Origin of the sequence: Streptomyces sp. C36 (genome assembly GCF_040932295.1) — a bacterium.
Taxonomy (GTDB): domain Bacteria; phylum Actinomycetota; class Actinomycetes; order Streptomycetales; family Streptomycetaceae; genus Streptomyces; species Streptomyces triculaminicus.
This window is the reverse complement of the sequence record NZ_JBFQGI010000001.1, coordinates 954,751-979,582: the sequence shown is the minus strand read 5'-3', so window position 1 is coordinate 979,582 and position 24,832 is coordinate 954,751. Positions and strand designations below refer to the sequence as shown.

At 73.3% G+C, this 24,832-nt stretch carries 17 protein-coding genes; 3 read left to right on the top strand and 14 right to left on the bottom strand.

Annotated elements, in window-relative coordinates; translation table 11 throughout:
* Positions 1 to 25 precede the first annotated feature (25 nt).
* The 6 genes from AB4K12_RS04340 to AB4K12_RS04315 form a co-directional block, all read right to left on the bottom strand.
* A complete protein-coding gene (locus AB4K12_RS04340) occupies positions 26 to 817 on the bottom strand; it encodes an ABC transporter permease (RefSeq protein WP_368432896.1) in 792 nt (263 codons plus the stop codon).
* On the bottom strand, positions 804 to 1,700 hold the full coding sequence (locus AB4K12_RS04335) for a 2-aminoethylphosphonate ABC transporter permease subunit (protein ID WP_368432895.1): 897 nt from the start codon (positions 1,698 to 1,700) through the stop codon (positions 804 to 806). The genes AB4K12_RS04340 and AB4K12_RS04335 overlap by 14 nt, the downstream gene beginning before the upstream one ends.
* Entirely contained in the window at positions 1,693 to 2,802 is a 1,110-nt protein-coding gene (locus AB4K12_RS04330) for an ABC transporter ATP-binding protein (RefSeq protein ID WP_368432894.1), read from the bottom strand. The genes AB4K12_RS04335 and AB4K12_RS04330 overlap by 8 nt, the downstream gene beginning before the upstream one ends.
* Positions 2,799 to 3,500, bottom strand: coding sequence for a phosphonatase-like hydrolase (locus AB4K12_RS04325; protein WP_368432893.1), 702 nt, complete (start codon positions 3,498 to 3,500; stop codon positions 2,799 to 2,801). Before AB4K12_RS04325 ends, AB4K12_RS04330 begins: the two co-directional genes overlap by 4 nt.
* Positions 3,501 to 3,507: 7 nt before the next feature.
* A complete protein-coding gene (locus tag AB4K12_RS04320; RefSeq protein ID WP_368432892.1) occupies positions 3,508 to 4,629 on the bottom strand; it encodes a TIGR03364 family FAD-dependent oxidoreductase in 1,122 nt (373 codons plus the stop codon).
* 135 nt (positions 4,630 to 4,764) lie between these two features.
* On the bottom strand, positions 4,765 to 5,547 hold the full coding sequence (locus AB4K12_RS04315) for a GntR family transcriptional regulator (protein WP_368432891.1): 783 nt from the start codon (positions 5,545 to 5,547) through the stop codon (positions 4,765 to 4,767).
* Between the two features lie 209 nt (positions 5,548 to 5,756).
* Between AB4K12_RS04315 and AB4K12_RS04310 the strand changes: the two genes are divergently transcribed.
* The gene (locus tag AB4K12_RS04310) at positions 5,757 to 6,644 is read left to right on the top strand and encodes a hypothetical protein (RefSeq protein ID WP_368432890.1); all 888 of its coding nucleotides are present in this window, start codon (positions 5,757 to 5,759) and stop codon (positions 6,642 to 6,644) included.
* A gap of 133 nt (positions 6,645 to 6,777) precedes the next feature.
* Here the strand turns inward: AB4K12_RS04310 and AB4K12_RS04305 are convergent, their stop codons facing one another.
* Positions 6,778 to 14,856: a type I polyketide synthase gene (locus tag AB4K12_RS04305; RefSeq protein ID WP_368432889.1), complete on the bottom strand. Its 8,079-nt coding sequence runs from the start codon at positions 14,854 to 14,856 to the stop codon at positions 6,778 to 6,780.
* Between the two features lie 190 nt (positions 14,857 to 15,046).
* On the bottom strand, positions 15,047 to 15,739 hold the full coding sequence (locus tag AB4K12_RS04300; protein WP_368432888.1) for an ArsR/SmtB family transcription factor: 693 nt from the start codon (positions 15,737 to 15,739) through the stop codon (positions 15,047 to 15,049).
* A gap of 65 nt (positions 15,740 to 15,804) precedes the next feature.
* Here AB4K12_RS04300 and AB4K12_RS04295 point away from each other — a divergent pair, with 65 nt between their 5' ends.
* Positions 15,805 to 17,358, top strand: a complete 1,554-nt coding sequence (locus AB4K12_RS04295) for an isocitrate lyase/phosphoenolpyruvate mutase family protein (RefSeq protein ID WP_368432887.1) — start codon at positions 15,805 to 15,807, stop codon at positions 17,356 to 17,358.
* A gap of 51 nt (positions 17,359 to 17,409) precedes the next feature.
* Here AB4K12_RS04295 and AB4K12_RS04290 read toward each other — a convergent pair whose 3' ends face one another.
* The 6 genes from AB4K12_RS04290 to AB4K12_RS04265 are packed head-to-tail and all read right to left on the bottom strand — an operon-like array spanning position 17,410 to position 23,240.
* Positions 17,410 to 18,438: a pyridoxal-phosphate dependent enzyme gene (locus AB4K12_RS04290; RefSeq protein ID WP_368432886.1), complete on the bottom strand. Its 1,029-nt coding sequence runs from the start codon at positions 18,436 to 18,438 to the stop codon at positions 17,410 to 17,412.
* Positions 18,359 to 19,426 carry a GHMP kinase gene (locus tag AB4K12_RS04285; RefSeq protein WP_368432885.1) on the bottom strand — a complete coding sequence of 356 codons (1,068 nt, stop codon included), beginning with the start codon at positions 19,424 to 19,426 and terminating at the stop codon, positions 18,359 to 18,361. Before AB4K12_RS04285 ends, AB4K12_RS04290 begins: the two co-directional genes overlap by 80 nt.
* Positions 19,423 to 20,271 (bottom strand): DUF364 domain-containing protein, encoded by an 849-nt coding sequence (locus AB4K12_RS04280; protein WP_368432884.1) that lies wholly within the window; start codon positions 20,269 to 20,271, stop codon positions 19,423 to 19,425. Before AB4K12_RS04280 ends, AB4K12_RS04285 begins: the two co-directional genes overlap by 4 nt.
* A gap of 11 nt (positions 20,272 to 20,282) precedes the next feature.
* Positions 20,283 to 21,104, bottom strand: a complete 822-nt coding sequence (locus tag AB4K12_RS04275) for an ABC transporter ATP-binding protein (protein WP_368432883.1) — start codon at positions 21,102 to 21,104, stop codon at positions 20,283 to 20,285.
* The gene (locus AB4K12_RS04270) at positions 21,101 to 22,216 is read right to left on the bottom strand and encodes a FecCD family ABC transporter permease (RefSeq protein WP_368432882.1); all 1,116 of its coding nucleotides are present in this window, start codon (positions 22,214 to 22,216) and stop codon (positions 21,101 to 21,103) included. The genes AB4K12_RS04275 and AB4K12_RS04270 overlap by 4 nt, the downstream gene beginning before the upstream one ends.
* The gene (locus tag AB4K12_RS04265; RefSeq protein WP_368432881.1) at positions 22,206 to 23,240 is read right to left on the bottom strand and encodes an ABC transporter substrate-binding protein; all 1,035 of its coding nucleotides are present in this window, start codon (positions 23,238 to 23,240) and stop codon (positions 22,206 to 22,208) included. The genes AB4K12_RS04270 and AB4K12_RS04265 overlap by 11 nt, the downstream gene beginning before the upstream one ends.
* Positions 23,241 to 23,407: 167 nt before the next feature.
* On the opposite strand from AB4K12_RS04265, the gene AB4K12_RS04260 reads away from it, so the two are divergent.
* The gene (locus tag AB4K12_RS04260; RefSeq protein WP_368432880.1) at positions 23,408 to 24,682 is read left to right on the top strand and encodes an MFS transporter; all 1,275 of its coding nucleotides are present in this window, start codon (positions 23,408 to 23,410) and stop codon (positions 24,680 to 24,682) included.
* Positions 24,683 to 24,832: the final 150 nt, after the last annotated feature.

Sequence of the window (24,832 nt, the reverse complement as noted above, 5' to 3'; positions counted from 1 at the left end):
CTGGGGTTCCTGGGGTTGTAGGTGATCAGCGGTGTACGGCCCGCGTGCGGAGCCGGGAGACCGCGAGGAGCGCGAGGAATGTGGTGGCCATGAGGACGACGGCGAGCGCGGCACCGGAGAAGAGCGCACCGCGGTCGGTGGCGGCGAAGACCTTGACCGGCAGAGGCGCCCAGTCGGGCGGGTACAGCATGATCGTGGCGCTCAGTTCGCCCATGGACAGGGCGAAGCACAGCCCCGCGGCCGCCGAGAGCGACGGCAGGAGCAACGGCAGCTTGACCCGCAGCAGTACGCGCAGGGGGCTCGCGCCGAGGCTCGCGGCGGCCTGTTCGTAGGCGGGGTCGAGGCGGTCCAGGGCTGCCGAGACGGCCCGGTGGACGAAGGAGGTCACGAGGACCGCGTGGGCCAGGACGACGATCGTGGGGGTGCCGTTGAGCAGGAGCGGCGGCTTGGAGAAGGCGACCAGGAGGGAGAGCCCGACCACTACGGACGGTACGGCGACCGGCAGCATGAACAGCAGGTCGATCACCCGGCGGGCGCGGGAGCCCTTGGCCGCCAGTGCCGCCCAGGTGCCGGTGACGAGGGCGGCGGCCGAGGCGGCCAGGGCGGTCAGCAGACTGGTGGTCAGGGCGTCGAGCGCGTCCGCGTCGGTGGCGGCCCGGTAGTGCTCCAGGGTCGCGCCGGCGGGGAGGACCCCGCTCCACCGGGTGGCCAGGGAAGCGGCGAGGACGACGAGGAACGGCAGGGCGAAGACGGGCAGGAAGAGGGCGAGGAAGGCGGCGTGAACGGCCCGGCGGGCGCGTCGGCTACGCACGAGCACGGTGGGCTCCGTCCATGCGGTGGGTGAGTGTCCGGTAGAGCCCGTACAGCGCCAGGGAGAGGGCGATGTTGACGACGGCCACCACGCAGGCGCCGGTGTAGTCGCCGTCGAGGATCGCCTTGCCGTAGACGAGGACGGGCAGGGTCGTTACTCCCTTGGCGCCGGTGAAGAGGACGATGCCGAATTCGTTGAGGCACATGACCAGGACCAGCGAGCCGCCCGCCGCCAGCGAGGGCAGGGCCTCGGGCAGGATCACCTGCCGGACGATCCGTGGGGCCCGGGCGCCGAGCGAGGCCGCGACGTCCAACTGTGCGGGATCGATCTGCGCGAAGGCGCCGAGCAGCGGCCGCATCACGAACGGTGTGAAGTACGTGATCTCGGCGAGCAGCACGCCCCAGGGGGTGTGCAGGAAGTCGAACGGGCCGGCTGCCGCCCCGGTCGCACCGGTCCACAGGCCGTTGGCGATGCCCGCGGTGCCGTAGACGAACAGCAGCGCGAGGGTGATGAGGAAGGAGGGGAAGGACAGGAAGACGTCGATGAACCGCCCGATCGCCTTGCCGCCCGGGAGGGGTACGAACGCGATGACGAGGGCGAGGGCGAAGCCCAGGAGCAGGGAACCGGTGGTGGCGCCGACGGCGATCAGCACGGTGTTGCGCAGGGCGTCCCGGAAGGCGGCCTGGGCGAAGACCTCGCCGTACGCGGAGAACGAGTGCCCGCCGCCGTCCGGCGACACCGACTGCCAAAGAACGAGCGCGAGGGGATGGAGGAAGACGACACCGAGGGCGGCGACGGGCGGGAGGGCCAGGACCCAGGCGGGGATCCGGCGCGGCCGGGCGGGCACGGCCATCCGTACGAGCGGCAGGCGCACGCCGCCGCTAGCCATGAGCGGCACCTCCGCCCGGCCCGACGGGGGCTGCTGTCGCCGGGAGCACCACCGCGTCGCGCGCGGCGAAGTGCAGCGTGACCTCGGTGCCGAGCGACGGCGTTTCGTGCAGTTCGCGGACGTCGGCCGTGACCGGGTGGCCGGCGACGTCGACGCACAGGCGGTGCGTGGCACCACGCCACTGCACCTCCATGACCGTCCCGCGCAAGGCGTTCGGCCCTACCCCGAGCCCGATGGCGTGCGGGCGTACGCACAGCGTGGCCGGGGCGCCCGGCGCGACGGCACCGGCCGCCGGTACGTCCAGCACGGCGTCGGCAAGCTGTACGCCGTCGCCGGTGACCGTCACCGGCAGCAGGTTGGCGTTGCCGACGAAGGAGGCGGTGAACTCGGTGCGCGGCCGCCGGTAGAGGTCCTGCGGCGTACCGCAGTCCTGGAGGCGGGCGCGGTCCATCAGCGCGATCCGGTCGGCGAGGGTGAGCGCCTCGATCTGGTCGTGCGTGACGTACAGCATGCTGACGTCCGGCAGGTCGCGGTGCAGGCGGGCGAGTTCGGCGAGCATTCCCGAGCGCAGCCGCGCGTCCAGGGCGGACAACGGTTCGTCCAGGAGGAGCACGCCGGGCCGGACGGCCAGCGCGCGGGCGATGGCGACGCGCTGCTGCTGTCCGCCGGAGAGCTCGCGCGGGTAGCGCCGGGCGTACGCGGACATGCCGGTCATCTCCAGCGCCTCGGCGACGCGCGCCGCGATCTCGTCCCGCGGTGCCCTGCGTGCCCCGTGCGTCCCGTGCCCCCCGCGTGCCTTGAGGCCGAAGGCGACGTTGGCGTCGACCCTCATGTGGGGGAAGAGCGCGTACTGCTGGACCACCATGCCGACGCCGCGCCGGTGGGGCGGCAGGTCGGTGACGTCCCGGTCCCCGATGAACACCCGGCCGGCGACGGGCTGTACGAAGCCGGCGACCGCGCGCAGGGCGGTGGTCTTGCCGGAGCCCGAGGGGCCGAGGAGCGCCATGACTTCGCCGGGTTCGACGGTGAGGTCGAGAGCGTCGAGGACGACGTTTCCGCCGTAGGCGACCGAGACGCCGTCGAAGCGGATGCCGGTGTTCAACGGCCGTCCTCCAGCCGGGTGAGCAACTCCGGGAGATCTGCCACGGAAGCGAGGACGTGGGTGGCGCCGGAGGCGCGGAGCGTGGCCTCGTCGTGGGCTCCGGTCAGGACGCCGGCCACCACGGCCGCCCCCGCCGCGGTGCCGGAGAGGATGTCGGAGGAGGTGTCGCCCGCCACCGCGACCTGCCGCACGGAGTCCGCGGCCCGGGTGCGGAGCAGGGCGGTGAGCACCATGTCGGGGTACGGGCGCCCGCGGCCGCCCGCGTCGGCGGGGCAGAGGGCGAGGTCGGCCAGGTTCGTCCAGCCGAGGGCGCGGAGAATGGCGTCCTGGGTGACGCGCGCGAAGCCGGTGGTGAGGACGACGGTGCGGCCGTCGGCGCGCAGCCGTTCGATCGCTTCACGGGCGCCCGGCACGGCCTCGCAGTGGCCGTCGGCCACCAGGCGGCCGTAAGCGGACTCGAATTCCGTGTTCGCGCGTCGCGCCTGCTCCTCGTCGCCGGGGAACAGGTGGCGGAAGACGGAGATCTTCGATTCGCCCATCGTGGCGCGCACGTAGGCGAGCTGTTCGCCGTAGCGGGGCGTGCCCGGCTCGACGCCCAGTGCCGTGGCCGCGGCGCCGAAGGCCCGCTCGACGAGGCCGTCGTCGATGACGGTGGTGCCGGCCATGTCCAGGGTGACAAGGGTGATCTTCTCGGTCATGCGTGTGTCACCAGCCCAGTTCGTTCGCGGTCGTCTCGGCGATCGCCGGGGAGCAGGTCATGCCGCGGCCGCCGGGGCCGGTCACCAGCCACACGCCGTCGCGCACCCGCTCGCGGTGCACGACGCGGGTGGTGTCCACGCACTGCGCGTACACCCCGGCCCAGCGCCGGCGGATCTGCGGCAGGGGCCGGCCGAGCAGCGACTCGGCGACGGCGGTCAGATGCTCGTACGGCGCCTCGTCCACGTCGAAGGCGAACGGTTCGGCGTACTCGTGGGTGTCACCGATCGTCAGGCCGCCGTCCGCGCGCTGCACCATCAGCAGCTGCATCTTGTGCTCGGCCGCGACCGGGGGCTGTGCCTGGCCCGCGGCCATGGCCTCGAGGGCGGTGCCGCTGTAGGCGGGGTAGTAGCGGAAGCTGTCGGCGTCGGCGACGGAGGTGGTGAGCTCCTCCCCCAGTGGCGCGGTCTGCATCATCTGCAGCCGCACACGACGTACGGGGAGGGTGGGTGCGAGTTCGCGGACGAGTCCGCCCAGCCAGGCGCCGGTGCACAGGATGACCGCGTCGCCGCTGTGGACGTGACCGTGGTCGTCGCGGACGGCGCCGTCTCCGACGACCTCTCGGACCTCTCGCCCGCCGAGGAAGGTGTAACGACCGGACAGTCGCAGGGCGTCCTTCAGTGCGCGCTGGGCGGTGCGCGGCTCGACGGCGGCGTCGCGGTCGCAGGCCAGGGCGCCGAGGAGCTCGCCGCGCAGGGCCGGGTTGGCCACCCGGACCTCGGCGGGGGTGAGGAGGCGGAACCCGCGGGCGTCCGCGTCGGGCGCGGCCAGGGCGGCGCGGGCGACGGCCAGTTCCGCCTCGGTGGTGACGGTGGTCAGGGAACCGTTGGCGCGGAAGCCGAGGCCCGGTACGGCGGTGGCGATCTCCTCCCACAGGGTCCGGGCCCGCAGGGCCGTCTCCAGCTCCTCGCCCGCGGCCCGGCCGCTGACCCAGATCAGACCGAAGTTACGGACGGAGGCACCCCTGGCCTCACGCTCGCGCTCGATGTGCACGACCTCGTGGCCGCGCTGAACTGCTTGCCAGGCGTGCATGGTTCCCAGCACGCCCGCTCCGACGACTATGACTCGCATGAGTCGAACACTCGTCAAACGGAGTGACGCGACGGCGGCCGAACGCCGAACCGGCGGCAAACGGGCCGCCAATCTTGGACTAGACCCGTTATCTTCTCGTGACAATGGCTGGAACGACCGTTGGGCGGTGCCGACTCAGCCTTCGCTACCGCGCAGGTGCGTGGTGAAGGAGAACCGGTCCCCTCTGTAGAGCGAGCGCACACGCTCCAGCGGCCTTCCCTCCGTATCCCGCGACACCCGGTGGATCAGCAGCATCGGCAGGGCGGGCGGCGTCCCGATCAGCAGCGCCTCGCGGGGCGTGGCCAGAACGGTCTCGAGCCGTTCGTCCGCGTCCCCGAAGCCGATACCGAGGCGCTCGCGCAGATACGCGTAGAAGGACGAGTCCGGCTCGAACTCCGAGTCCAGCCCCGGTGCCCGCTCGACCGCCACGTACGTACTCTCCAGCCCCACCCGTTCGTCGTCGGCGAGCAGCACCCGCTCCAAGTGCCACACGGGATCCCCCGCCGTCACACCGAGGTCGGGAGCGAGCGCGGCAGGGCAGGCGAGCCGGTCCAGCCCGATGAGGCTGCGTCCCGGGCGCCGACCCTGACGACGTACGCCCTCGGTGTAGCTGGCCAGCGACAGCGGCTGCTCCAGCTTGGGCCCCGCGACCACCGTCCCCCGCCCCATCCGGCGCAGCCGCCCCTCGAGCAGCAGCTCCCTCAGAGCCTGCCGAACGGTCTCCCGCGACACCTCGAAGCGCACGGCCAGCTCCCGCTCGGTGGGCAGCAGGCCCCCTTCCCCCAGCTCGTCGAGGAGGACGGCGACTTGGGCCTTGACCGCGTAGTACTTGGGGATCCGCCCGTGTTCGGGAATGCCGGCGCGCACCGGGGCACCGGGCGGCCGCGCGGATTCGTCGTGCGTGTGCGTAGGGTCCACGGCGCGATCTTCGCATCTGCCGCCGGTGCGACGCATGGAGCCGGTGGCTTGCCGCACGGGCCGCTTTGAAGAGCCCAGCAGGGGGTCCGCTGTCACTTCGTAACGGTGGTGTATCGGGCCGGTAACCGGGTGAGGCTGCCCCGGTGTCCGGCCCGTACGAACCGGTGAAGGCTTCGGGCGGACCGGAGCCATGACCTGGGGGGATCATCATGATCCGCACGCGCACCGCCACATCCGTCGCTATAGCCACTGCCGGACTCCTGCTGCTCACCGCCTGCGGCGGCGACAACGACAGCTCCGCGCCCGCCTCCTCGGCGTCCGCCGGATCCAACCCCATCGCCGCCGGACAGGGCCTGGGCTTCCTCGGCGGCACCGCGAAGGCGAACAACGCCCCGCCCAGGACGGGTGACTGGGCGAACGAGCCGGGAAAGCCGGCGGTGAAGCCGGAGGCGCAGCAGTGGGTGCAGCTGTCCGCGTCGAAGGCCGGTGTGCTGAACCCGGTGGTGGTCAACGGCTCGGGCTTCACCCTCTACCGGTTCGACAAGGACACCGCGAGCCCGTCGAAGTCCACGTGCAACGGCGAGTGCGCGTCGACCTGGCCGCCGGTCGTCGTCGCACGGGGCGGCAAGATCTTCCTCGACGGGGTCGACAAGTCGAAGGTCGGAACCGTCAAGCGGGACGACGGCACGCTCCAGGTCACCGTCGGGGGCTGGCCCGTCTACCGCTTCAGCAAGGACACCAAGCCCGGTGAGACCAAGGGGCAGGGCGTCGGGGGCACCTGGTTCGGTGTGACCCCCGACGGCAAGAAGGCGGGCGGGGCTGCCGCCGGCAGCGGGAACGGTGGTCAGGGCAAGCCCGCCACCAGCGTCGTCCTGTTCGACGACGCCAACTTCGGCGACCCCTCCCAGGGCCTGGCAGGCAAAGGCTGCCAGAACGTCGCGCGCGACAACGTCGCCTCCTCCCTGCAGGCGCAGGGCAGCCTGAAGATCTGGTCCGAGGCCAACTGCAAGGGCAGGTCCAAGGTCGTCAACGGCGACGTCGCCGATCTGGCCACCATCGGCTTCGACAACGACATCTCCTCCGTCTTCTTCGGCTGAGCTTGCCCTTCAGCCTCCGTCTGCGCGGTACCGCGCAGACGGAGGCTCTCGATCGCGCGGAGCGGGAGAGCCGTTCAAGGGCCGGTGGGTGAACGTGATGTTCTGGCCATTGCCCGTGCTCGTGGGCACCTCGTCACACCTGGGCGTCGCCGGTGGCCGTGAGTCGTGTGCCGAGCCATGCCCGGATGGTCTCCGCCGTCGTATGCGCGTGCTCCTCGGTCATGCTCCAGTGGTCGCCGGGGACGTCCACTGAGGTGTGCGGCAGCGGCCAGGACGTTCGCCGCTCCCCGGCCCCCGTCTCGGGCATGCCGTGGCCTGGCGGCCGCGGCAGCGGTTCGGTGGCGCGGAGCAGCAGTGTGGGGACGTCTGTCGGTTCCGGCTGCCAGCCGCGGGCGATACGGGTGTAGGCGCCGAGGGCGGCCATGGACATGTCGTCCACGGCGGTGTCGAACCGCTCGCCCATCTGCCAGGGGATACGGGCGGGCAGGGCGAGCAGCCACGGCTCGCTCTCGAGGTCCGGGGTGACGTGGTAGGTGTCGATGAGGACGAGCCCGAGCGGCGGTGTACCGGTGGCCGCGAGGCGCGCGGCCACCGAGTGCGCGGGGCAGCCGCCCATCGAGGAGCCGGCGACGACGTACGGGCGGTCGCCGAGGTGCTTGCGCACGGTGTCGGCGTGCAGGTCCACGAGGGTCTGCCAGTCCCGGGGGACGGCGTCGCCCTCCGCGACGCCGGGGTGCTGGATCTCGAGTACGTCCCGCTCGCCGCCGAAGGCGGAGGCCAGCGTGGCGTGCCCGGGTCTGCCGAGAGCCGGGAAGAAGCCGGGGAAGCACACGAGCGCGGGACCGGCGGTGCCTTCGGCCAGCTTGAGGGGCGCGAGCGCGTGCCGGGCGCTTTCGGCGTGGTCGAAGGCGGGCAGGGCGAGCGAGGCGGTCACCAGCAAGTGCATCGCCGACACGACATCCCCCGTCTCGCACACGCGCCGGTAGAGGGAGGCGAGGGTCTGCGACGGCCGTGCCGTTCCCCGCGGGGCGGCGAGCCCGGTGACGGAGACCTCTTCGAGCCGGGCTGTGCCCAACTCCTCGTCGAGGTGATCGGCCAGCTCCACGGCGCTGGGCCGGTCGAACACGACGGTGGCGGGCAGGGGCACGCCGGTGAGAGCGCTGAGACGGTTGCGCAGCAGTACCCCGGTCAGGGAGTCGAAGCCCAGCTCGGTGAAGGGGCGGTCGGGCGCCACGGCATCCGCGCCGGCATGGCCGAGCACGGTGGCGACTTCCTCGCGGACGAGTGCGAGCAAGGCCGGTGCCCGGTCGGGTACGGGCAGTGCGGCGAGCCGTTCCCGCCGGGCTCCGGCCGCGGCCTCGGGATCGTCGGCCGGCCCGGCCGTGGCCCCGGCTGCCGGGCGGGCCGTGCGCAGCAGCCCGCGCAGGGGCGGCGGCACCGGCTGTCCGGCGGTTGCCGCCTTCCGCGAACGGTCCAGCAGCAGCTGGGCCAGCACCGGTTCACCGCTGCCCAGCGCGGCGTCGAACATCGCCAGACCCTGTTCGGGGGAAACGGCGCGCAAGAGGCCGTCCATGGCCCGGTCGGGGGCGGCGGTACGTGCCGCCATCCCCTCCCCGCCCGCCCACGGCCCCCAGGCGAGGGAGAGCGCCGGCAGGCCGAGGGCGGCGCGATGGTGCGCGAGCGCGTCCAGGAAGGTGTTCGCGGCGGCGTAGTTGGCCTGGCCCGCGGTGCCCAGCACTCCGGCCGCCGAGGAGAACAGCACGAAGTGGGACAGGGGCAGATGCTTCGTCAGCTCATGCAGATTCCACGCGGCGTCCACCTTCGGGCGAAGCACCGCGGCCAGCCGCCCGGGCGTCAGGGACTCCAGCACACCGTCGTCCAGGACACCGGCGGCATGAACGACGGCGCTCAGCTCGTGCGCGTACGTTTTCACGACGGCGGCCAGCGCGGTGCGGTCCGCGGCATCACAGGCGATCACGTCCACGCGGGCGCCGGACTCCTGCAGCCCTGCCCGCAGCCGCCGCGCGGCCGGCGACCGGAGGCCGTGACGGCTGACGAGGACGAGGCGGCGGACCCTGTGCCGGGTGACCAGGTGCCGGGCCAGCAGGCCGCCGAGGGCTCCGGTGCCGCCCGTCACCAGGACCGTACCCTCGACCGGAGAACGGCCCTGCGGGATGCCGGTGCCGGCCAACCGAGGGACACGTATAGCGCCTTCGACGAGGGAGAGCTGGGGCTCACCGGTGGCGACGGCGGCCGGCAGCAGGCGCAGGGAGTCGGGCCGGCCGTCGGTGTCCACGAGCGTGAGACGCCCGGGATACTCCGCCTGTGCGGAACGCACCAGGCCCCACACCGCGGCGGCCGGCAGGTCCGGCACGGCGGAGGTGGCGCCGCGGGTCACCACCACGAGGCGCGATCCCGGCGCGGCCGGGGCGGACAGGTGGGTCTGCAGCACGGCCAAGGCACGCGCGGTCAGCGTATGGGTGTCCGCGGCCGGATCGGCGCCCGAGGCGAGGCAGGACAGAGAGACCACCTCCGCCCCGGGGCCATCGTTCCCTCTTCCGGCCGACGGCCCGGGGAGCACGGAGCGCAGGCCGAGGTCGTCGGGTTCCGCCACGGACAGGAGCGGCCTCTCGCCGTCGGCCGGAACGCCGACCCACCGCAGGCCGTACAGGCCCCCGGAAGCGCTCACTTCCGCGGCCGCGGCACCGATGGATTCCGGTACGGGCCGAGTGGTCAGGGAATCCACCCGGGCCACCGGTCTGCCGGCGGGGTCGGCGAGGTCCACGGCGACCGTGTCGGGGCCGGTGGCGCGTATGTGTACGCGCAGCGCCGTGGCACCGACGGCATACAGGCTCATGCCGCGCCAGGCGAAGGGCAGGCGGACGGGACCGGCGGTCGGCGCGACGAGCAGAGTCGTGTGCAACGCGGCGTCCAGCAGGGCGGGGTGAAGGCCGTACCGGCCGGCGTCGGCGCCCGTCGCCCCGGGCAGGCGTACCTCGGCGAACACCTCCTCGTCCAGCCCCCGCCAGGCTGCCGTGACGCCCCGGAAGGCAGGACCGTACGCGTGACCGGCGTCGGCCAGGCGGTCGTAGGCGCCCGCGAGGTCCACGGGCACGGCGCCCGGGGGCGGCCACGCGGCGGCGCCGGCACCATGGCCTGCCTGCCCGGTGGCCGGGCCGAGCCGCCCGGTCGCGTGGTGCGTCCAGACGCCCAGCGGACCCGACTCCCGCGGACGGGAATGGACGTCGGCGGTGCGGCGGCCGGAGACGTCCGGCTCGCCGAGGACCACCTGCACCTGGACCCCGTCGCCAGAGCCGGAGGGCGGCAGCGGCAGCGGGGCCAGCAGCGCGAAGTCCTCGATGACTTCCAGCCCGCATGCGTCGCCCGCGTGGATCACCATCTCGGCGAACGCGGTGGCGGGTACGAGCACCTGCCCGGCGATGACGTGGTCGCGCAGCCAGGGCTGGGCGGCGGTGGAGAGGTGGCCGGTGCAGAGCAGGCGTTCCGTGCCGGGCACAGTGGTCGTCGTGCCGGTCAGCAGAGGGTGGTCCTTGCCGGCCGGTGCGGGAGCTTCGGTGTCCTCCAGCCAGTAGTGCTGCCGTTGGAAGGGGTAGGTGGGCAAGTCCACCCGCCGGGCGCCGCTGTCCGCGTACACCCGGCGCCAGTCCACCGGCAGGCCGTGTACGTGCAGTCGGCCGAGCGCGGCCAGGACCGCCTGCGCCTCCGGCGCCCCGGCCCGGGCGGTGGCCGTGCACACCACTCCCCCGCGCTCGCCCGCGACGCCGCCCATGGCAGCCGCCGTGAGCTGCGCGTCGGGGCCCAGCTCCACACAGGCGGTCACCCGCTCGTGGTTCACGAGATGTCGCACGGCGTCCCCGAACCGTACGGTTTCGCGGGCGTGGCGCACCCAGTACGCCGCCGAGCGCAGGTCGTCCCCGTCGGCTGCGCGCCCTGTCACGGTCGATATCACGGGGATGCGCGGCTTCCCGTAGGTCATGCCCGAGGCGATGCGGCCGAACTCGGCGAGCATCGGTTCCATCAGTGGTGAGTGGAAGGCATGGCCGGTCCGCAGCCGCGTGGCGCGACGTCCGCGACCGGAGAACCGGGCGGCGACGACGCGTACGGCTTCCTCCTCTCCGGAGACGACGACCGACCGGGGACCGTTCACCGCCGCGATCGCCACGCGGTGCGTCGGATCCGCCAGGTCCGCCAGCTCGTCCGCCGCCTCGGCCTCGGTGGCCTCCAGGGCCACCATGGCGCCGTGACCGGGCAGTTGCCGCATCAGCCGCCCCCGGGCCGCGACCAGCTCCACGGCTTCCGCCTCCGACAGGACGCCCGCGACGTGGGCCGCTGCCAGCTCGCCCACGGAGTGCCCGGCCACGGCGTCCGGCTGTACTCCCCAGGACTCCAGCAGCCGGAACAGCGCCACTTCGTAGGCGAACAGTCCCGCCTGCGCGAAGTCGGTCCTGTCCAGCAGAGCGGCGTCGGCGGTGTTCTCACCCGCCCACAGCACGGTGCGCAGCGGCCGCTCGAAACCGCCGGTGCCGTCGAAGCGTTCGCACAGGGCATCGAAGGCGGCCGCGAAGTGGGGGAACGTGCTGTGCAGTTCCCGGCCCATGCCAGGCCGTTGCCCGCCCTGGCCGGAGAACAGCAGTGCCGGCCGCCCGGCAGGCGCGCCCGGCCTCACCTCGGTGCTTCCGGGGACCTGACCGGTGGCCGCCAACGCGTCCAGAGCGTTCAGCAGCGCCTCACGATCCCCTCCGGTCACAGCCGCCCGATACGTGAGCGCCGCCCGGGTCGTGGCCAGGGAGAACGCGACATCCAGCGAGGACAGCCGGGGCCGCTCCCGCAGCAGGGACGCCACCTGCCCGGCCTGTGCACGCAGAGCCTGCGGATCCGCACCCGACAGCAGCAGTGGTGGCACCGCTTTCCAGGGCCCGGGGGGCGCCGTTTCCAGAACCGTTTCCCCAGCGGGCTCCTCAAGCGCCTCCTCCAGAATGACGTGGGCGTTGGTCCCGCCGATGCCGAACGCGGAAACCGCCGCCCGGCGCGGGCCGCCGGGTCGGGCCGGACGCCACTCCTCCTCCTGTGCCAGGAGCCGTACGGCGCCCGACGACCAGTCCACGCGCGGTGACGGCTCCTCGCAGTGCAGGATGCGCGGCAGCCGTCCGTGGCGCATCGCCAGGACCGTCTTGATGACACCGCCCACGCCGGCCGCGGCCTGAGTGTGCCCGATGTTGGACTTGAGCGCCCCGAGCCACAGCGGCCGGCCGCCGGGCCGCTCCCGCCCGTACGCGGCCTGCAGCGCCCGGGACTCGATGGGATCGCCGAGCGCGGTGCCGGTGCCGTGCGTCTCGACAACGTCGATGTCGGCCGGGGACAGCCCGGCGGCCGCGAGGGCCTGCCGGATGACCTCCTGCTGGGCCGGGCCGCTCGGCGCGGTCAGACCGTTGGACGCGCCGTCGGAAGCGACGGCCGAGCCTCGGACCACGGCCAGCACCGGATGGCCGTTGCGCCGGGCATCGGACAGCCGCTCCAGCAGGACCACGCCTACGCCCTCCGCCCAGCCGGTGCCGTCGGCCGCGGCCGAGAACGGTTTGCACCGGCCGTCCGGCGCCAGGCCCCGCAACCTGCTGAACGCGACGAACGACGCCGCGGTGGCCATCACCGTGACGCCCCCGGCCACCGCCAGCGAGCACTCGCCGGACCGCAGTGCCTGCGCCGCCGAGTGCATCGCCACCAGCGACGACGAGCAGGCGGTGTCCACGGTCACGGCGGGCCCGCGCAGGTCCAGGGCGTAGGCGACGCGGCCCGAGGCCACGCTGCCCGCCGAGCCCAGCGCGAGGTGCGCCTCCAGCTCGTGGGGGCCTCGGTTCAGCAGACGGCCGGCGTAGTCGTCGTGCATCACGCCGACGAAGACGCCGGTGTCACTGCCGCGCAGGGCCGCCGGGTCGATGCCGGCCCGCTCCAGGAGCTCCCAGGTGGTCTCCAGCAGGATCCGCTGCTGCGGGTCGGTGGCCAGTGCCTCCCGCGGAGACATCCCGAAGAAGGCCGCGTCGAAGTCGGCCGCCCCGTGCAGGAAGCCGCCACGGCGGGTGACGGACGTGCCGAGCCGGTCGGGATCGGGGTCGAAGAGGCCGGGCAGGTCCCAGCCGCGGTCGTCGGGGAGGTCCGACGTCGCGTCGATCCCGTTCGCGACGAGCTGCCACAGGTCTTCGGGTGAGGCCACGCCACCCGGATACCGGCAGGCCATCGCGACGACGGCCACCGGCTCCGCCGCGAGCGTACGCGCCCTGGCGCTGCCCGAGCGGCCGTCCGGGGCCGAGTCGCCGAGCAGCGCGGTCCGCAGAAATTCCGCCACGGCGGCCGGCGTCGGCTGGTCGAACACCAAGGTGGCGGGCAGCTCCAGGCCGGTGGCCGTGCCCAGCCGGTCGCGCAGCAGTACTCCCGTGAGGGACGTGACCCCGAAGGCGGTGAAGGGCCGGCCCGGTTCCAGGTCCCGCTCCGGCACGCCGCTCGCGTGCGCCGTCGCGGTGAGGACGAGACGCAGCACCTCGTCGTACCGCCCGGACGGGGTCAGATCCGCCAGGCGCCGGCGCAGGGCGGACGCGGTGGCGTCGCGCGCCGAGCCGAGCCGTTCGGCCAGATACCGGGCCAGCGCGGGACGGTCGGTCTTGCCGGAGGGAGTACGGGGCACGGAGTCGGTCTCGTACACCTCGTCGGGCACCTTGAAACCCGACAGCCGCTCCCGGCACGCGTCGCGTACCCGGTCGGTGTCGACGCCGAGCCCCGGGTCGGCGACCACGAACGCGACCGGCACCTCACCGAGCACGTCGTGCGGTCTGCCGACGACGGCTGCGTCCACGACGCCGGGGCAGGCGAGCAGTACGTGCTCGACCTCGACCGGGTTGACGTTCTCGCCGCCGCGGATGATCAGTTCCTTGACGCGGCCGGTGACGCGCAGACCGCCGTGTCGGACGCGGCGGCCGAGATCCCCTGTGCGGTACCAGCCGTCCTTGAACGCCTGGGCGGTGTCGTCCGGGCGATCGTGATACCCCAGCATCAGGTTCGGGCCGCGGACCCGGATCTCCCCCTCGTTCCCGTCGGCGACGTCGTCGCCGCTGGACGGATCGGTCAGCCGCACCTCGACACCGGGCACCGGCAGACCGCTGGGGCCGGCGCTCCCGGAGCCGTCGAGCCGGTCGACCGCGATCTTCCCGCAGGTCTCGGTGCTGCCGTAGCCGTCGAGCAGCGGTGCGCCGAGCAACTCCTCGACGTCCGCCCGCAGCTCCGGGGGACACGGCGCGCCCGCGGTGACGCACAGACGTATGCCGGCCGGCGGCCGAGGGGCCTCGCGGACCGCGCTCGTGAGCAGGCGGTAGGTGGCGGGCACGCCTGCGACGATGGTGAACCGCTGATCGGTGAGTGTCCGCGCGACGTCGGCACCCCGGTCGAGGAGGTACGCGCTCGCGCCCACGGCCACCACGCCCAGCAGGCACAACGAGTGCGCGTAGGCATGGAACATCGGCAGCGGCCACAGCAGCCGGTCCTGCGGCTTCAGGTCCCACAACGGGGCATAGGCCGCCGCCACGGACCACAGGGCGGTGCGCTGGCTGGAGACCACCCCCTTGCTCCGCCCGGTGGTGCCCGAGGTGTAGAGGATCCAGGCCGCCTCGTCCAGGCCGAGGTCGTCCCGGGGCGCGCATCCCGGATCCGATCCGGCGAGCTGTTCGAAGAAGTGCGTGCCCGCGGCCGCTCCGTCCGGCACGGCGCCCGCGCCCGCGCCTGTGCCTGTGCCCGCCACCAGGACCCGCGACCGTAACCGTGGCCGCACGGCCACCAGCCGCGAGACCCGTGGCAGCAGCGTGTCCTCGGTGACCACCGCGACCGCCCCGCTGTCGTCGAGGAAGTACGCGAGCTCGGCGTCCGCGGCCCCGGGATCGAGCGGAACACCCACCGCTCCGGCCCGCAGAACCGCGAGGAAACCCTCCACCGTCTCCACCCGGTTGCCCAGCACGAGCGCCACCCGGTCGCCCCTGCGTACGCCAAGCCGCCCGAGGTGACCGGCCAGACGACGGGTCCGCTCTTCCAGCTCCTGGTACGTGACGCCCCGGCGCGCGTCTTGGAAAGCGGTCTTTCCTCCCGACCGTGCCGCGTGCGTCTTCAGTACTTCCGGCAACGCGCGGATCAACTCGCGACGGATCTCCGTCATCCCCACCCCATTCGGCCCCGGACGAGCGAGACAGCTCTGCTCCGCGAACTCCTCGTCGAAAGCGGAGCGTTGCCGTCACGGCGCCCCCCGGCGCCATGACGACAGGCTACAGACGACCCCCGGGCGGGAACGGCTCGAGGCATCGGACGCGTTCGAACCGGCCGTGCTGCCAGGACGCGGCAGTCACTGCCTAAACCGTCGCCCCCAGCAGTTCCTGGAACGCCTCGGTCCCTTCCGGTGTCACCTTCACCGCGCGTCCGGAACCCACTCGCCGCACCCACTGTCGTTCCAGCGCCGTGGCGCACAGGGCGGCCCCCAGTGCTCCGGCGAGATGGGGGCGGCGCTCCGTCCAGTCCAGGCAGCCGCGTACCAGGGGCCGCCGGGTGCCTGGCGGTCGTGTGAAGCCCAGGGTGTCGGCCAGCCATGTCCGGCCGTCCGGGGTGACGGCGAGGCCGTCCTCGGCGGCGACCAGGCCTCGGGCGATCATCCCGTCGGCCAAGGCCACGCCCAATCGCCCTGCCAGATGGTCGTAGCACGTACGGGCCCGGGCCTCGGCGCTCAGGCGCACCGATTCCCGCAGGTTCTGCGGCGGTGGGGTGCTCGAGGCGTGGGTGGCGTATGAGGTAAGCGCTTCGATCAGGTTGGCTGCCTCTGGGCCGGCCAGCCGGACGTAGCGGTGCCGGCCCTGGCGTTCCTCGGTCAGCAGTCCGCCCTCGATGAGGCGGGAGAGCTGCTCGCTGGCGGTGGAGGGCCGCACCCCCGCGTGCCGGGCGAGCTCGCCCGCCGTCCAGGCGCGTCCGTCGAGCAGGGCCAGGCAGAATGCGGCCCGCGTACGGTCGGCGAACAGGGCGGCGGTCTCGGCGAGCTGAGGTGGTTGAGGCATGAGGCGATGATGCCGTAGGCATGGTTCGGGGAGCGCCGAACTGTCGCGGCCCTAGGGTCAGGGCCATGACGCACATGATCACGACGCATGAATTCGACCGCCATGAGGACGTGCGGGCCGCGCTCGCGGACCCGGCTCTCGTCCCCGAGTTGCCAGCGGCGGACGGAGGTACCGCCGGGGCGAGTGTCGCGTGGTTGCGTGCCACCGTGGTCCGGTTCAGCTCCGGGGAGCGGCATCGACGGCGACGTGCCCTGGTGGAGGCCGAACTGGACCGGCTGGACCCCGCCGCGCTGCGCCGGGCAGCAATGGAGGCGCCTGCGGGGGACGTACGCCTGCGGGTGGTACGGACCCTCGCCGAGGCCCTGGAGATGCCGGAGCCCGGGGCGGTCGCCGAGGCGGTGACCGTGGTGGCCGAAGCCTACTTCGGGGGCACGGACCCGGCCGCAGACGAGGCGGTGGCCTGGCTGACGGCTCACCTGGCGGCCCCCGAGGGGGCGGACGAAGCCCGTCTGGAGGCCGCCGCCAACCGCATCGGGCTGCTGGTGCAGGCCTGCGCGGCGACGGCGGCGCTGGTGGAGGCCGCGGCCGAGGGCGACGTACCGCTGGCCCGCGCGCTCCGGGAGGCGTCACCGGTGCGGGCCATGCGCCGGGTCGGCGCCCGTGCCACGCGCATCGCCGGTCGTGAGATCGCCGAGGGCGACGTGGTGCTCCTGGACGTGGCCGCCGCCCACCGCGCGCACCCCGTACCCCTCTCCTTCGGCGCACCGCCGCGCGTATGCCCCGGCCGAGCTCACGCCCTGGCCTTGGCCGACGGCCTGCTCCAGCGCCCGCTGACCGCCTTCGCCGGCCTTCACCACCAGGCCGCACCGCTGTTGCTGCCCAACGCCTGGGACTATGCCTCCGCCGCCGCCCTCGCGGAGCAGGGATTCCGGGCCATCGGTACCACGAGCCTCGGCGTGGCCGCGGCCGCCGGCCTGCCGGACGGGGTGGCAGCGACCGCCGAAGCGACCGTGGCGCTGGCCCGACGGCTCGGACGGGGCTCCTTCCTGTTCACCGTCGACGTCGAAGGAGGTTTCAGCGACGACCCGTTGGACGTGGCGGTGCTGGCCCGAAAGCTGTACGACGCGGGCGCGGCGGGGATCAATCTCGAAGACGGCCGCCCGGACGGCTCCCTCGCCCCGCTGGAGCTGCACGCCGCGAAGATCGCCGCCGTCAAGGCCGCCGTACCCGAGCTGTTCGTGAACGCCCGCACCGACACCTACTGGCTCGGACGTCGAGAGGAGGAGACGGCGGCGCGCCTGGCGGTGTACGAGCAGGCCGGTGCAGACGGGGTGTTCGTGCCGGGTCTGTCCGATCCGGACCGGATCGCCGCTCTGACGGCCATGCTCGTCGTCCCGCTGAACATCCTGTACTCGCCGACCGGCCCCTCCCTCACCGAGCTGACCGCGCTGGGCGTGCGCAGGGTCAGCCTCGGCTCGCTGCTCTACCGCAGCGCCCTGGCGGCGGCCGTGAGCACCGCGACCGCCATCCGCGACGGCCGTCCGGAAGACCTCACGGCCCTCTCCTACGCGGAGGTGCAGGCGCTGGCAGTGCCCGATGGGATTCCCCGCTCTTGTTAGAGCGAGTCGGCGACCCGTCGGACACGCCCTGGCTCCTCCGGTGCCGTGGCACTACGACGCCACGGCAAAGGCCGGGGCCGGGGCGCGGTTCCAGCACATGCGGGACCACGGCAGGGCCAGCCGGCTCTGGTCGGGCACCTCCCTTGGGGTGAGATCCGCGATCGGCGCGGCTTCGCGGTGCCGGGCGTAGACGGTGTCGACGTAGCGGTGGCCGGTGTCGGCGGCGATGAAGAGGACCGTCCGCTCGGGGGAACGCTCGCGTTCGTGGCGGGCCGCGAGGTAGCCGGCGCCGGTCGACAGGCCCGCGAAGACCGCGTGCCGGCGCAGCAGGTCGACGCTGCCGGCCAGCGCCGCGTCGAAGGAGATCCAGTGCAGGGTGTCGTACAGCTCGTGGGAGACGTTGCCGAAGGGGATGGAGCTGCCGATCCCGGCGATGATGATCTCGGGGTCTGAGACGTGTTCGGCGCCGAAGGTGACGCTGCCGTAGGGCTGGACGCCGACGAGTTCGACGTCGGCCGAGCCGACCGGGCTCGCGGAGCGCAGGTGGCGGGCGAGGGCTCCGGTGGAGGCGCCCGACCCGACACCGCCGACGACGGTGAGGGGCCCTTCCGCGCCGGTCGCCTCCCGGATCCGCTCGGCGATCGGGCGGTAGCCGAGATAGTGGATGTCATCGTGGTACTGCCGCATCCAGTGGTACTCGGGGTGTTCGGCGAGGATCTCGTGGATCCGCTCGACGCGCCGTTTCTGGTCGAGTTTGAGGTCGCTGCACGGTTTCATCCGCTCCAGCGTCGCCCCGAGTACGGTGAGCTGGGTGCGCAGCGTGTGGTCCACCGTCGTCGAGCCGACGATGTGGCATCGCATGCCGTGCCGGTGGCAGGCCAGGGCGAGGGCGTACGCGTAGATGCCGCTGGAGCTGTCCAGCAGGGTGTCCCCGCGCCGCACCGCCCCGGTGTCCAGCAGGTGGCGTACCGCGGCGAGGGCGGAGACCACCTTCATCGTCTCAAAGCGCAGGCAGACGAGCCGGTCGTCGAGGCGTATCAGGTCCGGCCGGCCGATCGACTCCGCGATGTGCTGGTCCATTCAGCAGCTCCTTGGTGGTGGTGAGGGTCGTGAAGGTCCGAGTGGCGGGGATGCCCTGGGCGTCCAGGGCCCGCAGGCAACTGCGGACGCGGTGCCGCAGGCCCGGCGCGGCCGGGTCGAACAGCACGCCCGCCACCGCGCCGCTGTGCGCGATCTGGACACCCGCCGCCCCGACCCGGCGGGCGACGCCGGTCAGCACGTCGAACTCCGGGTGGCCGAGCACCTGTTGTCCGCGCCGCGCGCTGGCGGTGGCGACCTGGCCGAGCAGCTGCACGTCGCCCGTCGCCACCGCGCGGCGCAGCCGCGTGCGCATGCGCTCCCAGGCCCGTACATCGCTGTCGCCGGGCTCGTGCACGGGCAGGGACAGGGTGTCCACGGGCGCGCCCCCGCCGAGGGCGCAGCCCACGACGACCAGCGGAGGCAGGGCCGGGCCGAGGACCTCCAGGACGCGGCCCTCCCGTTGGGCGAACAGCACCGGGCGGTCGTCCAGCATCAGCGGATCGCAGGCCGACTCCGCGTGCACGGCGAGCCGGGCGACCGTGCCGGGGGCCAGCCGCAGCCCGTAGGAGTCCGCGACCGCGCGCACGGTCGCGATGACGTCGCTGGTGGAGCTGCCCATGCCCAGGCCCACCGGTATGGCACCGGTGAGCCGCAACTCCCCGCCGCAGAGCGGCTGTCCGGTCCGCCGCGCGCATTCGGCCACCGCGAGGGCCGCGGCCAGGGCGGCTTTCGTACGGTCGGCGGGTACGACCGTGAGCGCCTGGGGCGCCGTGCCGGGCCGGCGGACGAACTCGGCGCTGCTGCCCGGCCCGGCCATGGGGAGAGTGACCAGGCCCGCGCACCGGCGTCCATCGCCGTCGAGGAAGACGCCCTGGAGGATCTCGCCGTGGTGACACGGGGCGTATCCGGTGCCTACGGAGGTGCCTACGGAGAGGGCGTCGGCACCGCGTACGGCGGTGGTGGTGGTGGTGCGGGCGGCGGGTGTCATGCGCCGCTCACCGCCCGGTAGCGGTACAGGACGGTCTCCTCGGCGCTGAACTGGGAGAAGGGGAACGGTTCCGCGGACAGGGCGGTCACCCCGGCGCCGAGGAAGGCACGGGCGACGGCGCTACCGGTCTGCGCGTAGACGACCAGCGGGACGCCCCGGGAGCGGCAGCGCTCGAGGATGGTGTCGAACGAGCCGTTGCTGAGGGTCATTCCGGTGGCGACGACGGCCTCGGCGCGCTCGAGGACCTCGTGCATGTCATCGGTGACGGGGTCGCCCCACTGGGTGGTCCTGAGGTTGAAGTCGCACGGCAGCGGTTCGCCGCCCCGCTCGCGTATCGCCGCGACCAGTGGGTTGACGACGCCTATGAGGCCGACCTTGGCGCCCTCCTCGATGTCCAGCAGGCCGGCGATGGCCGCGTCGCGGGCCGTCGCTCGGACCTCCGGGGTACCGGTGGGGAGGGTGACGGGCTCGGCGTCGCCCGCCTCGGCGGCCACGCGGTGCGGTCGGATCGAGGAGAGGTAGGCGTCGAGGCCGGCGATCCGCAGCGGGCGTGGGGCTTCGCGCAGCAGGACGTCGAGCGGGGCGCCGGAGGAGTCACGACAGATCACCGGGTCGATCTCGCCCGCTTCGAAGGCGCAGCCGCCGAAGGCGTCGCCGAGGCGGACCAGGACGTACTGGTTGAGGTAGGTGGTGTCGCCGCCGGCGAGGCGGGTGCCGTGGTGGATCCAGAACACGCTGGTGGCGACGAGTTCGGAGGGAAGCGGGCCGTGTTCGCCCGCGAGGACGGCCTCGACGAGCGCGTCGACGGTCGGGGCGGGGGTGATGGCGGGGGGCGTCCGGTGCATGGGATTCCTTTTCACGGGGATTCGGAGAGGTTCAAAGGGAAGGGTCGGGGTGCCAGGGCAGGGGCGCCGCCGAGCGGCCCGCGGTAGGTGACGGCGGGGTGTCCGAGGGTGTCGGTGGCGAGATCGGCGTCGACCTCGAAGACCTCGGCGAGCCGCTCGGTGGTCAGGACGGCGGCGGGGGTGCCGGAGGCGATCAGGCGGCCATGGTGCAGAAGCAGCAGCCGGTCGCAGTAGCGGGCGGCGAGCGACAGGTCGTGCAGCGCGACCAGGACGGTCCGGTCCGTACCGGTCAGCAGCCGCATGAGTTCCAGCTGGTGTTTGACGTCGAGGTGGTTGGTGGGCTCGTCGAGCAGGAGCGCGTACGGCTGTTGGGCCAGCGCGCGGGCGATGTGGGCGCGCTGTCGCTCGCCGCCCGACAGGGCCTTCCAGGAGCGGCCGGCGAGCGCGGTGAGTCCGACGCGTTCCAGCGCGGCGGCGACCACGTCCCGGTCGGTGGCGTCCGGCCCGCGCCAGCGGTCCCGGAACGGCGTCCGGCCCAGGCCCACGACGTCGGTGACCCGCAGGTCGCTGTCCGCGCCCGAGTCCTGTTCGACGAAGGCGACATGGCGGGCGATCCGGCGCGCGCTCCAGTCCCGTACGGGCTCGCCGTCGTAGCGGACCGTGCCCGTGTCGGGGGCCCGCAGGCCGGCCAGGCAGCGCAGGAGCGAGGACTTGCCCGAGCCGTTGGGGCCGAGCAGTCCGACCGTCTCGCCGGGGGCGATGTCCGCGTTGACGTCGCGTACGACCGGCGTGCCGGCCACCGACCAGCTCAGGCCTTCGGCGGTGATCCTCACAGTTCACCCCTCTTGCGCAGGACGAGGAGGAAGAGCGGCACGCCGAGCAGTGCGGTGATCACGCCCACGGGTACCTCGCGGGGTGCGAAGGCGATCCGCGCCAGCGCGTCCGTCCACACCAGGAACACCGCCCCCGCCAGCGCCGCGTACGGCAGCAGCACCCGGTGCAACGGCCCGACGAGGAACCGCACCCCATGAGGGACGATCAGCCCGACGAAGCCGATGGCGCCGACGGTGGCCACCGCCACCGCGGTCAGCGCGGCCGTGACCGCGAGCAGCAGCATCCGCGTGTTCCGTACGCCGATTCCGAGGGACGCGGCGGTGTCGGTGCCGAACGCGAGCCCGTCGAGGGCGTTCGAGCACAGCCACGCGGTCACCAGCCCCAGCGGGGTGACGATCGCGCAGACCACGACGGTGTTCCAGCGGGCCGGCGCCATCGAGCCCAGCAGCCAGTGGGTGACGGCCCGCGTGGTGTCCGCGTCCGCCGAGGCCATCAGGACGAGCGAGGTCGAGGCGGTGAAGAGCTGGCCGACGACCACGCCGGTGAGCACGATGCGGGCCGAATCCAGGCCGGTGCGTCGCAACAGCAGCAGAAGCAGCCCGAAGGAGAGCAGCGCCCCGGCCAGCGCGCCACCGGTGATCCCAAGGGTGCTCGCGCCCACTCCGAGGACGACCACGGTGACGGCTCCCGTCGAGGCGCCGGAGGAGACGCCCAGCAGGTAGGGGTCGGCGAGTGCGTTGCGGGTGATCGCCTGGAGGACCGTGCCGCACACGGCGAGGGAGGCGCCGACCAGGGCGGCCATCAGCACGCGCGGCAGCCGTAGGTCCCAGACGAGGGAGTCCAGCAGTGGGGGCAACGGCTCGACGCCCAGGCCGAGTCGCGTGCCCAGGACGCGGGCGAGGCCGGTCCAGCCCACGTCGGCGGTGCCGATGCGTACGGCTGCCGCCATGGAGCCCACCAGGGCGAGCGCGGAGAGGAGGAAGAGGAGTGCCTGGGTGGCCGCGGACCGGCCGGGTCGACCGGCCGGTGCGGGCGATCCGGGTGCTCCGGGTGCTCCGGGTGACAGCAGGAGATCCGCGGTGGGTTTCGGGGCGAGGGGGTCAGCGGACATACCCGAGGTCCTTCATCCCCTTGGCCAGCAGTTCCAGAGCGTGCACGGAGCGCACGGACGGGTCCAGTTCGATGCCCGGCACCTCGAGGATCTTGTTGTCGTGGACCGCGGACAGCTTGGATATCACCGGGTGCTCGGCCATGGTGGCGCGCTTCTCGGCGGCGCTGTCGCCGGGCCGGCCGCGCTCGGACAGGTCGCCGATCACGATGAAGTCGGGGTCGCGCTTGGCGACTTCCTCCCAGGAGACCTCCGGCCAGTCCTCGTCGATGTCGTCGAAGGCGTTCTTCGCGCCGACGATCCGGCTCATCTCACTGGGCAGGCCGGACTTGCCCGCCACGTACGGCATGCCGTTGAAGACGGAGTAGAGGTGGACGACGGTCGGCCGGTCGTCGCCGTGGGGAGTCTTGGAGGCGTTCTCCCCGGCCTTGGCGACCGCGGCGCGCTGGTCGGCGGCGAGCTTGCCGGCCCGCTGCTCGGCGCCGAAGGCCTTGCCGAGGTTCTCGTAGTCGGAGAAGAGCCGCTCGAAGGGGGACCTGACGGCCGGGTTCTGCTGTGGGCAGTCGACGGCGCTGACGAAGGTGGGGACCTTGAGGGCGGCCAGCTCCTCCCGGGTGCCGGCGCGGTCCTTGGTGTAGAGGTCCGAAGAACCGGCGACGAGGAAGTCGGGGGTGGCGGAGCGGAGTTGCTCGCCGGTGGCGATCTTCGGGGCGATGACGGGGATCTTGGCGTACGCGGCCGCGTACTGCGCGGGGATCTTCGTCTTGAGGTTGGCCGTTCCCGCCATCCGGTCCTCGAGTCCGAGGGCGAGCAGGGTCTCGGTCGAGGTCTGGTCCAGGGCGACAGCCCGCCGGGGAGGTTCGGCGAAGGACAGCCGGCTGCCGCAGCTGGTGACAGAGGTCGCCTTGACGGAGGCCCGGGCTGCGGGGCCGTCGCCCTCCTTGGATCTGTCGCCGACTGCCGCGGAACAGCCCACGGTTGCGAGAGCGATGGTCAGGGCGATGCCGAGGCGGGCGGGGTGGCGCATGGCTTCTCCGGTCCGAGAGGGGGCGAGGGGTGGGGAAAGCGTGAGTGCTGTGGTGCACCGGGGCAGGAGTGCTGCACTCGAGGGTACTGTAATGGTATTCATTTTCATTAAGGAAATCGGGTGCGGCCATCGAACCTCACCCCACACCCTCAAGGAGCACCCACACCGTGACGACCACACCCACGCCGGCAGCGATCAAGTCCGCTGCCCCTCCCCCGCGTTCAGTCCTTCGCAGCGCCGCGTTCCTGCGCCTGTGGACCGGCACCACCGCCTCCGGCCTCGCGACCTGGGCCCTGCCCTTCGTCCTCGGGCTCGCGGTACTGCACCGCGGCCTCGGCGCCGCCGGCCTCGGCCTGGTCCTCGCCGCGCGCACCGCCGGCTTCCTCGTGGCCGTCGCCATCGGCGGCGTACTGGCCGACCGGCACTCCCGCCGCACGGTCGTCCTCTGGTCGGCCCTCGCGGCGGCGGTCGCCGCACCCCTCCTCGCAGCCGGACTCGGCCGCTCCCTCGTACTGATGACGGCCGCCGCCGCCCTCGCGGGCGCCGGACAGGGCGCCTGCCGCCCGGCCTTCCAAGCGCTCACCGCCGAGACCGTCGCCCCCGAGCACCGTCAGCAGGCCAACGCCGCCATGACCATGGCCGTACGCAGCTCCACGCTCGCCGGACCAGCCCTGACCGCGCTGCTCGCGGCCTTCCTCGACATCGGGACGCTCCTCCTCGGCATCGGCCTGCTCTGGCTGGTCGCCGCACTCGTCCCGGGCCAGGGCACTACGGGCATCACCGTGGCGAACCGGGCCGGCGCCGAGCCCGCCCCGCGCGCCGGCTTCCGCGCCGAGTTCCTCGAAGGGATACGCGAGGCACGCCGCCACCCCTGGTTCCTCGCCGGACTCGTCGCACTCGTCGCCGTCATCGCCCTCGGCTACTCGGCGACCAGCGTCGCACTGCCCCTGATCAGCCGGGACCGCTACGACACCGAGTGGGTCCTGGCCGCCGCCATGACCGCGTACACCGTGGGAGCGCTCGGCGGGGCGCTGGTCATCGCCCGCTGCCGGCCGCGTTCGCAGGGCTGGGCCGCCTTCGCCGGGCTGGCCGCGTACGGCTTCGCCCCGTTGAGCCTGATGCTGCCCGTGCAACCGCTCGTGGTCGTCGCCGCGTACGCCGTCGCCGGAATCGGCATCGAACTGTTCAACGTGCCCTGGTTCACGGCCACCCAGCGCGAGGTCGCCCCGGACAAGCTGGCGCGCGTCTCCTCGCTGGACTTCCTCGTCTCCTACGGCCTCGCGCCGGTCGGCCTCGCCCTGATCGCCCCGGCCATCGACGCCTTCGGGGTCACCCCCGTACTCGCCGTATGCGCCGCCGCCTGCTTCCTCGTACCGGCCGCGGCGGCCCTGGTGCCCACCGCCCGCCACTTCGCACGCACGGCCCCGGCGACGATGGACTGACCGCCGGACGGTCATGGCGCGCTCGTGCCCTCCGGCCGGGCAGCGAGGGCCCGGCCGGTCCTCTCCCCCACCGGCCGGGCCCTCGCAGGGTCGGCCATGAAGGTGAGCGGAGTCACCGTCACACCGCGTGAGATGTGCGGCGATCATAGT

Excerpts from the sequence above, each read along its gene's own strand:
- AB4K12_RS04335 (WP_368432895.1), bottom strand. The coding sequence starts at position 1,700 with ATGGCTAGCGGCGGCGTGCGCCTGCCGCTCGTACGGATGGCCGTGCCC.
- AB4K12_RS04325 (WP_368432893.1), bottom strand. The coding sequence starts at position 3,500 with ATGACCGAGAAGATCACCCTTGTCACCCTGGACATGGCCGGCACCACC.
- AB4K12_RS04320 (WP_368432892.1), bottom strand. The coding sequence starts at position 4,629 with ATGCGAGTCATAGTCGTCGGAGCGGGCGTGCTGGGAACCATGCACGCC.
- AB4K12_RS04310 (WP_368432890.1), top strand. The coding sequence starts at position 5,757 with ATGATCCGCACGCGCACCGCCACATCCGTCGCTATAGCCACTGCCGGA.
- AB4K12_RS04305 (WP_368432889.1), bottom strand. The coding sequence starts at position 14,856 with ATGACGGAGATCCGTCGCGAGTTGATCCGCGCGTTGCCGGAAGTACTG.
- AB4K12_RS04300 (WP_368432888.1), bottom strand. The coding sequence starts at position 15,739 with ATGCCTCAACCACCTCAGCTCGCCGAGACCGCCGCCCTGTTCGCCGAC.
- AB4K12_RS04295 (WP_368432887.1), top strand. The coding sequence starts at position 15,805 with ATGACGCACATGATCACGACGCATGAATTCGACCGCCATGAGGACGTG.
- AB4K12_RS04290 (WP_368432886.1), bottom strand. The coding sequence starts at position 18,438 with ATGGACCAGCACATCGCGGAGTCGATCGGCCGGCCGGACCTGATACGC.
- AB4K12_RS04285 (WP_368432885.1), bottom strand. The coding sequence starts at position 19,426 with ATGACACCCGCCGCCCGCACCACCACCACCACCGCCGTACGCGGTGCC.
- AB4K12_RS04280 (WP_368432884.1), bottom strand. The coding sequence starts at position 20,271 with ATGCACCGGACGCCCCCCGCCATCACCCCCGCCCCGACCGTCGACGCG.
- AB4K12_RS04270 (WP_368432882.1), bottom strand. The coding sequence starts at position 22,216 with ATGTCCGCTGACCCCCTCGCCCCGAAACCCACCGCGGATCTCCTGCTG.
- AB4K12_RS04265 (WP_368432881.1), bottom strand. The coding sequence starts at position 23,240 with ATGCGCCACCCCGCCCGCCTCGGCATCGCCCTGACCATCGCTCTCGCA.